Source organism: Streptomyces sp. NPDC005141 (genome assembly GCF_053599975.1).
Genome location: NZ_JBSFYW010000044.1, coordinates 38195 through 51251, shown reverse-complemented (window position 1 = coordinate 51251; position 13057 = coordinate 38195). Strand labels below are relative to the sequence as shown.

12 protein-coding genes are annotated in these 13057 nt (G+C 71.7%); 4 read left to right on the top strand and 8 right to left on the bottom strand.

All coding sequences use genetic code 11. From position 1 onward, the window contains the following. Nucleotides 1-10 precede the first annotated feature (10 nt). The 6 genes from ACWD68_RS29025 to ACWD68_RS29000 all read right to left on the bottom strand — a co-directional run bounded on the left by ACWD68_RS29025 (nucleotide 11) and on the right by ACWD68_RS29000 (nucleotide 7808). Nucleotides 11-1555 (bottom strand): ABC transporter substrate-binding protein, encoded by a 1545-nt coding sequence (locus ACWD68_RS29025; RefSeq protein WP_451809411.1) that lies wholly within the window; start codon nucleotides 1553-1555, stop codon nucleotides 11-13. Then, nucleotides 1555-3675 (bottom strand): hypothetical protein, encoded by a 2121-nt coding sequence (locus tag ACWD68_RS29020; RefSeq protein ID WP_451809410.1) that lies wholly within the window; start codon nucleotides 3673-3675, stop codon nucleotides 1555-1557. The genes ACWD68_RS29025 and ACWD68_RS29020 overlap by 1 nt, the downstream gene beginning before the upstream one ends. A gap of 130 nt (nucleotides 3676-3805) precedes the next feature. Continuing rightward, nucleotides 3806-4756, bottom strand: a complete 951-nt coding sequence (locus ACWD68_RS29015; protein WP_451809434.1) for an isopenicillin N synthase family dioxygenase — start codon at nucleotides 4754-4756, stop codon at nucleotides 3806-3808. 94 nt (nucleotides 4757-4850) lie between these two features. Next, complete coding sequence (locus ACWD68_RS29010) at nucleotides 4851-5309, bottom strand: nucleoside deaminase (RefSeq protein ID WP_451809409.1); 459 nt, start codon at nucleotides 5307-5309, stop codon at nucleotides 4851-4853. 177 nt (nucleotides 5310-5486) lie between these two features. Then, nucleotides 5487-6659, bottom strand: coding sequence for an abortive phage infection protein (locus ACWD68_RS29005; RefSeq protein WP_451809408.1), 1173 nt, complete (start codon nucleotides 6657-6659; stop codon nucleotides 5487-5489). Between the two features lie 174 nt (nucleotides 6660-6833). Continuing rightward, nucleotides 6834-7808 (bottom strand): quinone oxidoreductase family protein, encoded by a 975-nt coding sequence (locus ACWD68_RS29000; protein WP_451809407.1) that lies wholly within the window; start codon nucleotides 7806-7808, stop codon nucleotides 6834-6836. 136 nt (nucleotides 7809-7944) lie between these two features. Here ACWD68_RS29000 and ACWD68_RS28995 point away from each other — a divergent pair, with 136 nt between their 5' ends. Both ACWD68_RS28995 and ACWD68_RS28990 read left to right on the top strand, forming a co-directional pair. After that, nucleotides 7945-8280, top strand: coding sequence for an ArsR/SmtB family transcription factor (locus ACWD68_RS28995; RefSeq protein WP_451809406.1), 336 nt, complete (start codon nucleotides 7945-7947; stop codon nucleotides 8278-8280). Nucleotides 8281-8395: 115 nt separating this feature from the next. After that, nucleotides 8396-9418 (top strand): DMT family transporter, encoded by a 1023-nt coding sequence (locus ACWD68_RS28990; protein ID WP_451809405.1) that lies wholly within the window; start codon nucleotides 8396-8398, stop codon nucleotides 9416-9418. Here the strand turns inward: ACWD68_RS28990 and ACWD68_RS28985 are convergent. Then, nucleotides 9303-10208, bottom strand: coding sequence for a LysR family transcriptional regulator (locus ACWD68_RS28985; RefSeq protein ID WP_451809404.1), 906 nt, complete (start codon nucleotides 10206-10208; stop codon nucleotides 9303-9305). The two genes, ACWD68_RS28990 and ACWD68_RS28985, sit on opposite strands and share 116 nt — an antisense overlap. A gap of 1 nt (nucleotide 10209) precedes the next feature. Then, nucleotides 10210-10608 carry a PLD nuclease N-terminal domain-containing protein gene (locus ACWD68_RS28980; protein ID WP_451809403.1) on the bottom strand — a complete coding sequence of 133 codons (399 nt, stop codon included), beginning with the start codon at nucleotides 10606-10608 and terminating at the stop codon, nucleotides 10210-10212. 88 nt (nucleotides 10609-10696) lie between these two features. Between ACWD68_RS28980 and ACWD68_RS28975 the strand changes: the two genes are divergently transcribed. Continuing rightward, on the top strand, nucleotides 10697-12148 hold the full coding sequence (locus tag ACWD68_RS28975) for a menaquinone biosynthesis decarboxylase (protein WP_451809402.1): 1452 nt from the start codon (nucleotides 10697-10699) through the stop codon (nucleotides 12146-12148). Next, nucleotides 12145-13047, top strand: coding sequence for a menaquinone biosynthesis prenyltransferase MqnP (gene mqnP, locus ACWD68_RS28970; protein WP_451809401.1), 903 nt, complete (start codon nucleotides 12145-12147; stop codon nucleotides 13045-13047). The genes ACWD68_RS28975 and mqnP overlap by 4 nt, the downstream gene beginning before the upstream one ends. The last annotated feature ends 10 nt before the right edge of the window (nucleotides 13048-13057 follow it).

Below are 13057 nucleotides of genomic sequence, written 5' to 3'. Positions count from 1 at the left end.
CCGGGCCGCCCTAGGACGGCGGCAGGCACTCCGCCGGGGGAGGCTTGGCCTCCGGCCAGGCGATCCTCACGAAGCGGGCGCGGCTGTCGTGGGTCAGTTCCACGATCGGCACGGCCTTGTCGTACGGATTGCCGTGGGCGTCCAGACAGATCCAGCCGCTCGCCCCGTTCACCCGCAGCTGCTTGCCCTTCACCTGGGGCCACTGGAGGCCGACGTCCACGAGTGCGGGGATCCGCCCGGTCGGCGAGGCTCCGCGGATGCCGTGCACCGCGAGCCGCATGGCGTCGTACGCGATGATCAGCTGGCCGTCGTCCAGGGCGACCTTGCCGAGAGGGCCGACCGGTTCCCGCACGGCACGGTCCAGCAGCCGCTGGAGCACCTTCGCGTCGGCCGCGCTGCCGCCGGTCCGCGCGCCGTCCTTCAGCCAGGCGTCCGGATGGGCGAGGGCCGTGTAGCGCACGGTGAGCAGCGGGTCCTCGAGCGCGGCCGGGTCGAGCTCCTTGTCACCGGCGAGGTACGAGCCCTCGTCGCCGGTGAGCACGGTGAAGCGGCGGTCGGAGCAGCCCCGGGCGCCCAGCGCGTTGATGAACTGCCGCAGCTGGGTGTGCCGGCCCGCGAACAGGACGGTGTTCGTGGCCTTCGGGGTGTTGCACAGGATGTTGGCGATCTGCGCGAAGACGTTGGCGGTGCTGCCCTCTTTGCTGCGGTCGGCGGGCGGCGTGAACGGCTGGGCCTCGTAGCGCGCGCCCTTGAGCATCTTCTCGAAGGCCTTCTGGAGCGTGCGGGTGTACGGATCGCCCGTCCGGTCGTAGACAAGGAAGGCGTTGGCCGCCGACACCTTGGCGAAGGAGGCGAGGGCGCGTGCCTCGTCGGTGTTGGTGGGGGAGACGCGGGCGAGCCCCGGGAAAGGGTCCTCGCCGTTCTGTCCGTTGGCGAGGTCGTCGGCGGTGATCGAACTCCCTATGACCGGGATGCCCCGCCGGGTCAGCTCCCCGACCGCCTTCTGGTTGTTGTCGGTGCTCAGCCCGACCCCGGTCACCGCGCGCAGCCGGTCCGGGCCCTTCGCCATCCGCTCCAGCCGGTCGACCGTGAGCCGCCAGGAGGCGCCGGTGGCACCGGGGTTGGCGAGCACGAGCCGGATCTTCGGCTTCAGCCCGGTCGTGTCGTGGTTCGCCTGGTACTGCGCCAGATAGGCGCCCTGGAGCTCGTGCAGCACATCGCGCAGGTTGTCCGCGTCGGTCGCCGTGAAGGGTTCGAGCAGGGCGACGGTGACGTAACTGCCGGGCGCCAGACGGTGGTTCTCGCGGTTGATCGCCCGTACGGCGTCGGCGAACTGCGGACGTCCGAAGGCGTACGTCGTCGAGGAGACGCCGACGCACTCGGCACTGCCCTTCGGCTGTACGACCCCCGGCGCGCACGACCGGTCCTCCTTCGCGGCCGTCATGCCGCCCCACATGCCGACGCCCACGAGGGCGGCCGCGAGCGTCAGCGCGACATACCTGCGGAAACGAATCTCCCAGACGTCCTCACGCAGCCACACCCATAAGCGCGCCATCACCGGTCCCCCTCCTCGTCGCCCGGGACGCGCAGCGGCCGGCCCGCCAGGGCGTCCGACGGCCAGTCCCGCGAGGCCCGCCACAGCAGGGCGTTGCCCGCGGGCCGCAGGTTCGACAGCTGTTCCAGCTCGAAGCGGAGCCGCTCGGTCACCCTCGGGTCCGGCAGCACCAGCGGATCGGTCAGCTGCCACACCGCGTGCAGCAACCGCCGTACCCGCAGGTGCAGTACGGCGTCCACACCGTCCGGCGGCCGCTGCTCGGCGTCCGTGCGGCCGAGGGCGACGGAGGCCCGGTGGTCGTGGCCGTCGAAGTCCCGGCCGTCCGGATCGTGCGCGTGGTAGTACGGAGCGGAGGCGATGAAGAGCAGCGAGGACAGCCAGCCGCGGGTGTCGGAGCGGGGGAAGGTGTCCCGCAGATGCGCCACCGCGAAGTCCGCCTTGCCGAGGGCGAGTTCGTGGTGCAGCCGATAGCGGGCGCTGTCGGGCGGGGCGGTCTCGCCGGCGTCCTGGTAGTGGTCGATGAGGGCGCGGTGCACCGCCCGCCACCGCTCGTGGTCCGGGTCGCCGTGGTGCAGCCTCAGCAGGAGCAACGCGCGCAGGAAGGGGTCGCCGACGAACTGTCCGTCCGCTGCCGCCCAGCCCTCCGACGCGAGCCGCTCCTCCAGGTCCAGGACGCCGGACGCGCCGAAGTCCTCCGGGAGCCGGGACTCCGCGAGCGAGCACGCCGAGTCGCGGTCGTGGGCCGCGGCCAGCACGGTCAGTTCGTCGAGCCGGCCGCCGGGGACGAGCCGGCCGAGGAGCTCCTGATAGGCGGGGCGGCCGGCGTGGTCCTCGTGCAGCGCGACATCGGCGGTAAGCAACGCGCCCAGCGAGTCGGCGCCTTCGGGCAGGTTCTGCCGTGCCGAGGCGGCGAGCAGGGTGATGCCGAGCGGACTGCCGCCCGTCAACCTGTGCGTGGCGTGCGGAAGTTGGGACGACATGGAGGCCGGTCCGCCGGACGCGGTGCTGAGACCGCCGGACGCGGTGTCCATGATGTGCAGGGTGTCGTCGGGGGTCAGCGGCGGCAGCGAGACGAGCAGGGCCCGCGAGGACGGCGAGGTGCCGGGCCGCCAGCCGTTCTCCCGGGCCGCCTCGGGCAGGGCGAGCCGGCCCGCGTTGCGCAGCGCCGGATGCGCGTAGCCCCGCAGCGCGGCGAAGAACACGACCCGGTCCGCGATGCCGTCGGCGCGGTCGCGCAGGACCGGCTCCAGGAGCCCGAGGCCCCCGGGCTCCTGGACGTTGTCGATCAGCAGGACCGGGCGTCCCCGGCGGTGCGAGCGCTGCACGACCCCCGCGTACGCGTCGTCGAGGTCGGCCAGCAGCGCCCGTACGAGGTGGCGTTCGGCGTGTCTGCGGGAGTCGCCGCCGGCCCGGAAGTGCCGGGAGAGCAGGATCAGCGCGAGCTTGGGGCTGCCGCCCGCGTTCGGATAGTCCCGGTACCAGGTGGCGGCCCGGCGCAGCCGGCGGTGGGCGGGCGAGACGCCCTCCGTGAACGCCTCCAGGGTCGCCTCGATGATCGGCTCCACCACCGGGCCCGTCCCGCTCATCGACGCGACGAGCTTGGAGATCACCTTGCTCACCCAGCGCCCCGCGAACCCCGACAGCCACGAGTCGGTCTCGTTGAGCAGCAGGATCCGCTCCGCCTCCTGCCGTATGCGCGGCACGTCACGGTTGCTCCAGCCGCCCGCCGCCACGGCCAGCAGCCCGGAGGACAGCCGCGGGAAGCCGATCCTTCCGGCGCCCCTCACCGGTTCGGCGAGCTGCTCCGCGGCCGTGGTGAGCGCCTGCCCCACCGGTGACCAGGACTCCGCGGGACGGTCGGCGGGCGGCGCCGCGAACTGCCGCTCCTCGCCGTCGATCAGGGCGACCGGGGTGTGTCCGCGATAGGCCTCGCGCAGTTCGAGGAGCAGGGCGGTCTTGCCCAGTCCCCGGCCGCCCGCGAACACCACGAAGGGCAGTTCCCCGGATTGTTCGTACGGTGTGGCGCGGAGCTGGTACGGACGCAGACCGACCAGTCGTGACGCGAGCCCGGGCGGATCGGTGTCGAACAGCGCCCCCCTGCCGTGCAGCCCTGAGTGCACCGCATCTCCCCCTGGTCCGCGGTCCGGTCCGATGTGCTGCTGTGAGGTGTATCAACAACAGTTTAGAAAGGGGGAGTTGATTCGGTATAGGCCGTCCGATGTCCGTTCAATTACGAAAACGTTCCGCCATTCAACCGATAGTGATCGAATCAAGTTTCTGGCGCAGGTAGACATGCGAGTCGATGGGTTCGTACGCGACGCGGCCCACCGGGGCGGGCACCGACTCGACCAGTGTCCCCGGTGTGCATTCGCCGAAGTACACCAGCGAGATCAGCTCCTCGGCGGGCGCGTCGGCCGGCGGCGGCAGCACCCGATGCCGCCCCGAGCGCCACCGATCGCCGGTCCAACGAGCCATCAGATCGCCGATGTTGATCGTGAACGCCGCCGGGTCGAAGGGCGCGTCCTGCCAGCCGTCCTCGTCCGTGAACACCTGGAGGCCGCCCTTGCCGGCCTGCCGGTCGAGGATGGTGACCGTGCCGAAGTCGGTGTGCGGCCCGATGCGGAACTGGCCCGGCTCCGGCTCGCCGACGACCTCCGTCCCCGGATACCAGTTGATGTTGAAGCCGTACGTCGGATGGTCCATGTGCCGGGTGAAGAAGTCCGGTTCGAGCCCGAGCGCCTCGCCGAGCAGCGCCAGGAGGTGGTTCTCCAGTTCACCCATCGCCGCCAGGTACTCCGCGCAGAGCTCGCGCAGTTCCGGCACCTCCGCGGGCCAGACGTTCGGCGCGTACCACTCCGCGTTGGTCTCCGGGTCCTCGAACGGCTCGTGCGTCGCGAACGTCAGGGACTCCTTGAGGTCCGGCGGGGTCTCGGTGCCCTCCGAGTAGCCGTTGGCCTCGGCACCCGGCCCGAGCCAGCCGCGCCCGCCGACCCGGGCGGCGTACGGCTGCTTCCTCCCGGCGGGCAGCACGAAGAAGGCGCGGGCGGCGTCCCGGATGCGGCGGCGCAGCTCCGGGTCGACACCGTGACCGGTGACGAGCAGGAAGCCGGCCGTCCGGAGGGCGTCGTCGACGGTACGGGCGATGGCGGCGCGCGCCCCGGGGTCCCCGGAGAGCCAGGGGTGCAGGTCGATGGTGGGGATGCGGGGAGCGGCGGGGGAGGGGAGGCCGCCCGGACCGGCCGCGGCGCCGGGGCCGTCCCCGTGCGAAGTCCCGGGAACCGCCGGCGTCCTGGAGTCACTCACCGATGTCCTCGTTCCACAGGGCCGGGTTGTCCTTGATGAAGTCGCGCATCAGCTCCGTGCACGCGGGATCGTCGAGCAGCACGATCTCCACGCCGTGCTCGGCGAGCCAGTCGTGGCCGCCGTGGAAGGTGGCCGCCTCGCCGACGACGACCCGGGAGATCCCGAACTGCCGGACCAGACCGCTGCAGTACCAGCACGGCGACAAGGTGGTCACCATGGTCGTACCGCGATACGTCCGCTGCCGTCCCGCGTCGCGGAACGCGGCCGTCTCGCCGTGCGCCGAGGGGTCGCCGTCCTGGACGCGGCGGTTGTGGCCCCGGCCGAGGAGGGTGCCGTCCGCGCCGTACAGCGCCGCCCCGATGGGGATACCGCCCTCGGCGAGCCCGGCGCGGGCCTCGGCCAGGGCGGTGGCGAGCCACGCGCGGGCCTGTGCCTCATCGATGCGTTCCATGACCCCACTCTCCTGCGGGACCCCGCTCTCGTGGGCCGGAACACGACGACAAGGTGCGGAAGTACCCTCCTGCCGCGCCGGGTTCGCCCGGCGGGTGCCGGTACCCGCCGGGCGCGTCACCGGAGAGACCGTGCCCTCGGCGCCGGTGGGCGGTCGCCGGTCGCGGGTGGGCGGCGGTCAGCGGTGGTGCGTGTTGGCGTGTCCGTACTGCCGGGCCAGCGCGTGGAAGGCATCCTTCGGCTCCCAGCGCACGCCCGAGGCCGGATCGCCGGGGCGGTCCTCGATCGTCCTCACGATGCTGTAGCTCGCCATGTCGAGGTCGTGGCGCGGGTCATGGGGGCGGTGCGGGGCGTCGCGGGTGACGAAGGTGTACGCCATCGCCGAGTACAGCCCCGCCGCCTCGAACGCCGCCAGTGCGTCCGTCAGATACGCGGCCTGCGTGCGCTCACTGCGCACCAGACCGGCCTTGATCTCCGGCGGCTCCTTCGCGTAGTCGACGACGTCCCAGCCCATGCCGCCCTGCTCCGGCGCGCCCTCGAAGGTGCAGCAGCCGAACTCCATGACGGCGACCGGCTTCCCGAAGCGCCGGTAGGGGGCGAGGTCCCGGAGGTAGTCCGACGGGCGCCGGAAGTACGCGTAGTAGTCGATGCCCACGAGGTCGAAGAGGCCCCAGTCGACGTCCTCGTCCTGCGCCGCGGCGTACGTCAGACGTCCGCCGAAGACGGACCGGCCCACTTTCGCGGCCTTCGCGGTGAACCGGTGCAGCCGCCGGGCCATGAGCACGGGGTCGAAGTCGCCCTTGAGCAGATTCTCCACGCGCTCCTGGATGTTCGCGCCGGGCACGATGCCGGGGACGTACAGCACGAACTCGCAGCCGACGCTCAGATGCACCCCGGCGCCCTGCCGCCGCAGCCGGTCGGCGTACCGGCCCGTCTCCGCGAGATGGTCGAGGATCTCCCGCTCGGGTACGTCCCCGAGGGTCGGTTCGAGCCAGACGTTCAGCCCGCGCTCCGCAGCCTCGGCCGCGGTCGCGGTGAGCCGTTCGACACCGTCGCCGGTGACCTTGACCGCGTTGGCGTGCAGGTCACGGGCGACGGCGCGCAGGTCCGCGCGCATCCGCCGGGCGTTCCACGCGGTGGCGGGCGTCTCCCCGGCACCGACCTCGTACACCACACCCCGGTACGTCAGCCCGCGCGCCGCGCCTGCGTACGTCGGCCCGGGCCGCCCGTCCGTCGTCCGCCCGGTCGCTCCCGCGCGCTCCGCCGCCCCGACGGGCAGCGCCGCCGCGCCCCCGACGGCCGCCGCCATCCCCAGAAACCGTGCCCGGCTGATACCCGGTGTCCCCTGCATCGCGCCTCCCGACTTCGCACCGGCGTCCTTCGCCTCCGACCCAGTCTGGGAAGCCGCCGGCCTCCCCGCCGTCCGCCGAAGGTCTACGGAGCCGGGCCGAAGGTATGGATCCGGGCGCACCCCTGGAGGACTTTCTTCAGGAGGCCTCAGGCCCGGGACGAAGGCCGGGGGAGATCAGCCCGCCACCCGCAGCAGCAGCTTCCCCGTGCTCGTCCGTGACCCCATCAGCGCGTGCGCCTCCCCGGCCGCCTCCAGGCCGAACTCCGCCGTCACCGGCAGGGTCACGGTGCCGTCGGCCACCGCCCGGAACGCGAGAGAGGCGATGGCGCGGAGGGCGTCCGGGGCCGTCCTGGCCAGGCCGAGGATCGAGAACCCGGCGACCGACAGGCCGGTGGGGTAGAGCTCCGGCTGGCCCACCGTCCAGGGCTCGGCCGAGCTCGCGTTGCCGAAGGAGACCAGGCGGCCGAAGGGCGCGAGGGAGGCGAGGCCGCCCCGGAGGGTCTCGCCGCCCACCGGGTCCAGGGCCAGGTCCACCCCGCGCCCGCCGGTCGCCGCGCGGACCTCGTCCGCGAAGGAGCCCACGAACACCTCGTCGTAGCCGTGGCCGAGGGCGTACTCGGCCTTCGGGCCGGCGGACACGACGCCGTACACCGCGCCGGCCCCGGCCGCCTTCGCCAGTTGGCCCAGCACCGTTCCCACGCCGCCCGCCGCTCCCTGGACGAGCACCGTCTCGCCGGGCTGGAGCCTGCCCACGCTGTGCAGGAGGGCGTACGCCGTGGGCAGGACGGTGGGGAGGGTGGCGCCGGTGCGCAGGCCGACTCCGGACGGCAGCGGGAAGACGGTGACCGCCTCGGCCACGGTGACCTCCGCGTACGCCCCGCCCTCCGTCAGCGCCGCCACCTCCTGGCCGACCCGCAGCTCCGTGACGTCCGGGCCGACCGCCCGGATCCGGCCCGAGACCTCGAGTCCCGGCACGAAGGGGAGGCGCGGCACGCGGTAGCCCTCCGACCTGGCCTTGAGGTCGGCGAAGTTGACGCCCGTGTAGGCCACGTCGATGCTCACCTGCCCGGGGCCCGGCTCGGGGACCTCCGCCTTTGCGACCCGCAGGACCTCGGGACCGCCGTACTCCTCGAACTGGACCGTACGCATGGCACACCCCTGGTTGATGCTCGGCCGAACAGCCGGTGCTCCGCCCAGACTGTTCAATGAAAAGCGAACAGTCGGGAGTGTATGGTTTTCATCGAACACTCGGCAAGCGGTTCAGGGAATCACCAGGGAGCCCGGCGTGGCGGAGCGGACCAGTCATCGGGCGGCGCCCGAGCACACCCACCCGGACGAGGTCCCCGTGCAGGCCGCCCTCGCCGCCCTCGCCGATCCGGTACGGCTCCGGCTCGTCAGGGCGCTGGCGGAGTCCGCGGAGTGGAGCCGCAGCTGCGGCAGTTTCGACGTACCCGTCGGCAAGGCGGCGCTCAGCCATCACTTCGCCGTGCTCCGCGGCGCCGGTCTGGTCGAGCAGCGCGACGAAGGCCCCAAGCGGGTCAACCGGCTCCGCCGGGCGGAGTTCGACGCCCGTTTCCCGGGGCTCCTCACACTCGTCCTGCGCGAGGAGCCGCCCCGCTAGGGCGTGTCCGGATCGGGCTGTCGGCCGGCGCCCATCGGCGGCACCGATGGGGTCATCGGCAGGACGCCCCACCAGCGTGTGGCCCGCCCCCGGTCCCCGCTCCTACCTTCGGGGCATGACCTCCGCCAGCGCAGTCGAGAACAAGGGCGCCGCCCAGCTCACCGCCGCCATGATGCTCTCCGGCACCCTCGGCGTCTTCGTCGTCGAGTCCGGGGCCTCGCCCTTCAACGTCGTCTTCTTCCGCGTTCTGTTCGGGGCGCTCGCCCTCGGCGGCTACGCGCTGGCCCGGGGATACTTCCGGGGCCACGGCTTCACCCCGCGCACGCTCGGACTCGCCGCGCTCGGCGGGGTGTTCATCGTCTTCAACTGGGTCCTGCTCTTCCAGTCGTACGAGAACACCTCGATCTCCGTCGCGACCGTCGTCTACCACACCCAGCCGTTCTACGTGGTGCTGCTGGGCGCCCTGCTCTTCCGTGAACGGCTCACCGCCGCCAAGGTCGGCTGGATCGCCCTGGCCTTCGCCGGTCTGATCCTCGTCTCGGGCGTCTCCCCGGCCGACTTCGCGAACGGCGGCTCGTACCTCACCGGTGTCGGCCAGGCCCTCCTCGCCGCGCTCCTCTACGGGCTGTCCACCCTGGTCACCAAGCGCATCACCGGCGTCCGGCCCCACCTCATCGCGCTCGTCCAGGTCCTGGTCGGCATCCCGCTGCTGCTCCCCTTCGCCGACTTCGGCGCGATGCGCGGGACCGGCGCGGACTGGGGCTGGCTGGTCGGGCTCGGAGTCGTCCACACGGGGCTGATGTACGTCCTGATGTACGCCGCGTACGCCAAGCTCCCGACCGCGAAGATCGCCGTGCTCGCCTTCACGTATCCAGCCGTCGCGATGGTCATGGACTGGGCCGTGTACGGCCACCACATCGGCCTCGTCCAGGCGCTCGGCGTCCCGCTGATCGTGACGGCCAGCCTGAAAGTCACGCTCCCCAGGACCGCCGGGACCGCCGGGATCTCCCGGATCGGCCGGATCACTCGGGTCGGCCGGACTCCTCGGACACCAGGTGCCGCGCACGCTCCACGAACAGCCGCGCGTGAGCCGGAAGCCGCTTCCCGGCCCGCCACGCCAGTTGCGTCCGAAGCGTGAACGGCGGCTCCCAGCGCAGCCGTACGAGCTCGCCCCGCGCCAGTTCCGCGGCGACCGTCACCTCGGGCAGCAGCGCGATGCCGAGGCCGGCCGCCGCGGCCTGTTTGGTCGCCTCGATCGTGCCGAACTCCATGAACGCGACACGAGATCCCTCCGGCGCCCGGGAGTTGAGCTCCCGCTCGAACAAGTCCCGGTAGGCGCATCCGGGTTCGGTGGCGAGCAGCGGCCGTCCCACGAGATCGGCGGTGTCCGGAGCCGCGCCGGCGAGCGGATCGCGGGGGGCGGCGACGAGCGCCAGCGGCTCCACCGCCAGCACCGCGACCTCCAGGCCCGTGTGCTCGGTGTCCTCCTCCATCAGAAAGCCGACGTCGTACACGCCCTGGCGCAGCGCCTGGCGGGTCTCGTCGCCGATGGTCGTGCGCAGCGACAGCCGCACCTGGGGATGGCGGTGGTGGAAGAACTCGAGGAGCGGCAGCAGCCGGTACGAGGTGAGGGACTCCATCGTGCCGATCGTGAGGGTGCCGGAGGGCTCCTCGGCGCCGACCACCGCGGCCCGTGCCTCGTCGGTCAGCTCGATGATCTGCCGGGCGTAGGGCAGCAGCCGTTCGCCCGCCTCGGTCAGCCTGATCCGGCTGCCCAGCCGGTCGAAGAGCTCGGTGCCGAGCGAGGACTCCAGGGCGCGGATCTGGCTGGTCACACTGGACTGCGCGTACGCCAGCTCGGTCGCGGCCCGGGTGAAGCTCAGCACGGTCGCGACCTTCTCGAAGGTCACCAGCAGGCGCAGTTCCACGTCAGGACTCTTCGTCGGACCTGCTCTGTTCCTCGCGCCGCTTCAGCTCCTCCTCGCGGCGCCGCAGGTCGGCCTCCCAGTCCTTCAGAAGGGCGTCGTCCTCGCCGTTCCCGGCCTTGAGGGAGTTGAGGAACTCGGGGTTGTCGTCAGGGGCGACGAACGTCGTCCGGTGGTTGCGGTGCCACTCGGAGGGGGTGGCGCCGCCCGCCGGACCCCGGCGGTTGCGGCCCGCGACCAGCCAGGCGATCGGACCGACCAGCACCTCGCCGAAGAGCAGGATGATGATGACCCAGACCACCTTCGGCAGGCCTCTGACCTCTTCCTCCGGCGTGTTCAGGCAATCGATGAAGGCGTAGATCCACAGCGCCAGGACCAGCAGAAACGGCAGATACCTGAGCATGGCCGAACGTTCCCCCAGTGAGCGACGGCGGGGCGGCACGGGGCCCCGGTGACGGGCACAGGTTAGCGGGTGGCCGATACTTGGACACATGGCTTACGACGATCTTCGCTCCCTGCTGAGGGCGCTGGAGCGCGAGGGAGACCTCAAGCGCATCAAGGCCGAGGTGGATCCGTACCTGGAGGTCGGGGAGATCGTCGACCGGGTGCAGAAGGCTGGCGGGCCCGCGCTGCTCTTCGAGAACGTGCGCGGGTCGGCGATGCCGCTCGCGATGAACGTCTTCGGCACCGACCGGCGCCTGCTGAAGGCCCTCGGGCTGAAGTCGTACGCCGAGATCTCCGAGAAGATCGGCGGACTGCTCAGGCCGGAGCTGCCGCACGGCTTCGTGGGTGTGCGCGAGGCCTTCGGGAAGCTCGGCGCGATGGCGCACGTTCCGCCGAAGAAGGTCAAGGACGCGCCGGTGCAGGAGGTGGTGCTGCGCGGCGACGACGTCGACCTCGACGCCCTGCCCGCCCTGTTCACCTGGCCCGAGGACGGCGGCTCCTTCTTCAACCTCGGGCTCACCCACACCAAGGACCCCGAGTCCGGCATCCGCAATCTCGGTCTGTACCGGCTCCAGCGTCACGACAAGCGCACCATCGGCATGCACTGGCAGATCCACAAGGACAGCCGGAACCACTACCAGGTGGCGGCCCGCAGGGGCGAGCGGCTGCCGGTGGCGATCGCCTTCGGGTGCCCGCCCGCCGTGACATACGCCTCCACCGCCCCGCTGCCCGGTGACATCGACGAGTACCTCTTCGCGGGGTTCCTCCAGGGCAAGCGGATCGAGATGGTCGACTGCAAGACGGTGCCGCTCCAGGTGCCCGCGAACGCCGAGGTCGTCATCGAAGGCTGGCTGGAGCCGGGCGAGATGCTGCCCGAGGGACCGTTCGGCGACCACACCGGGTTCTACACCCCGCAGGAGCCGTTCCCGGCGCTGACCATCGACTGCGTGACGACGCGCAGGCGACCGCTGCTCCAGTCGATCGTGGTGGGACGGCCTCCGACGGAGGACGGGCCCCTCGGCCGGGCGACGGAGCGGTTCTTCCTGCCCCTGCTGAAGATCATCGTGCCGGACATCGTGGACTACCACCTGCCGGAGGCGGGCGGTTTCCACAACTGCGCGATCGTCGCGATCGACAAGAAGTACCCCAAGCACGCCCAGAAGGTCATGCACGCCATCTGGGGCGCCCACATGATGTCCCTGACGAAGCTCATCGTGGTCGTCGACTCCGACTGCGACGTCCACGATCTGCACGAGGTCGCCTGGCGCGCGCTCGGCAACACGGACTACGGACGTGACCTCACCGTCGTCGAAGGCCCGGTCGACCACCTCGACCACGCCTCCTACCAGCAGTTCTGGGGCGGCAAGGCGGGCATCGACGCGACGAAGAAGTGGCCCGAGGAGGGCTACACCCGGGACGGCGGCTGGCCCGAGATGGTGCTGTCCGACCCGCAGACGGCGGCGAAGGTCGACCGCCGTTGGAAGGAGTACGGGCTGTGAGTTCAGCTTCCGCGGCGCTTCCGCAGCCGGGCCGCACCAAGGCGTTCCTGCGTCTCGTCATGATCGAGCACTCGGTGTTCGCGCTCCCCTTCGCGTACATCGCGGCGCTGACGGCGATGTTCGCGTGGGACAAGAACATCCACTGGGGAAAGCTGCTCCTCGTCACCGTCGCGATGGTGGGCCTGCGCACCTTCGCCATGGCGGCGAACCGGATCATCGACCGCGAGATCGACGCCCGCAACCCCCGTACGGCCCATCGTGAACTGGTCACCGGCGCGATGAGCGTGAGGCACGCCTGGACGGGCGCGCTGGTCGCCCTGGTGGTCTTCCTCGCCGCGGCGGCCCTGCTCAACCCGCTGTGCCTGGCGCTGGCGCCCATCGCGGTCATCCCGATGGTCGTCTACCCGTACGGCAAGCGGTTCACGAACTTCCCGCAGGCCATCCTGGGTCTCGCCCAGGCGATGGGCCCGATCGGCGCCTGGATCGCCGTCACCGGCACCTGGTCCTGGGACGCCGTCGTCCTCGGTCTCGCGGTCGGCGTCTGGATCGGTGGCTTCGACCTGATCTACGCCTGCCAGGACGTCGAGACCGACCGCGAGATCGGCGTGATGTCGGTTCCGGCGCGCTTCGGCATCCCGGCCGCGATCCGGGGCGCGCGGGCCTGCCACGCGGTGACGACGGCGCTCTTCGTCTGGTACGGGGTGACCACCGGCGCGGGTGCCTTCTTCTGGCTCGGCCTGGTGATCGTCGCGGGCGCCTTCCTCTACGAGCACTCCATCGTGAAGCCGCACGACCTGACGCGCCTGAACAGGGCGTTCTTCCAAGTCAACGGCTTCATCGGCATCGCTTTGTTCGTCTGCGCCCTGCTGGATCTGCTGGTGCGCGGGCTCACGGTCTGAATCCGGGCGG

What these genes read in the sequence shown, in the direction of transcription:
- ACWD68_RS29010 (WP_451809409.1), bottom strand. Translation starts at nt 5,309, where the DNA reads ATGGAACGCATCGATGAGGCACAGGCCCGCGCGTGGCTCGCCACCGCC.
- ACWD68_RS29005 (WP_451809408.1), bottom strand. Translation starts at nt 6,659, where the DNA reads ATGCAGGGGACACCGGGTATCAGCCGGGCACGGTTTCTGGGGATGGCG.
- ACWD68_RS28980 (WP_451809403.1), bottom strand. Translation starts at nt 10,608, where the DNA reads ATGCTCAGGTATCTGCCGTTTCTGCTGGTCCTGGCGCTGTGGATCTAC.
- ACWD68_RS29025 (WP_451809411.1), bottom strand. Translation starts at nt 1,555, where the DNA reads ATGGCGCGCTTATGGGTGTGGCTGCGTGAGGACGTCTGGGAGATTCGT.
- ACWD68_RS28975 (WP_451809402.1), top strand. Translation starts at nt 10,697, where the DNA reads ATGGCTTACGACGATCTTCGCTCCCTGCTGAGGGCGCTGGAGCGCGAG.
- ACWD68_RS28990 (WP_451809405.1), top strand. Translation starts at nt 8,396, where the DNA reads ATGACCTCCGCCAGCGCAGTCGAGAACAAGGGCGCCGCCCAGCTCACC.
- ACWD68_RS29000 (WP_451809407.1), bottom strand. Translation starts at nt 7,808, where the DNA reads ATGCGTACGGTCCAGTTCGAGGAGTACGGCGGTCCCGAGGTCCTGCGG.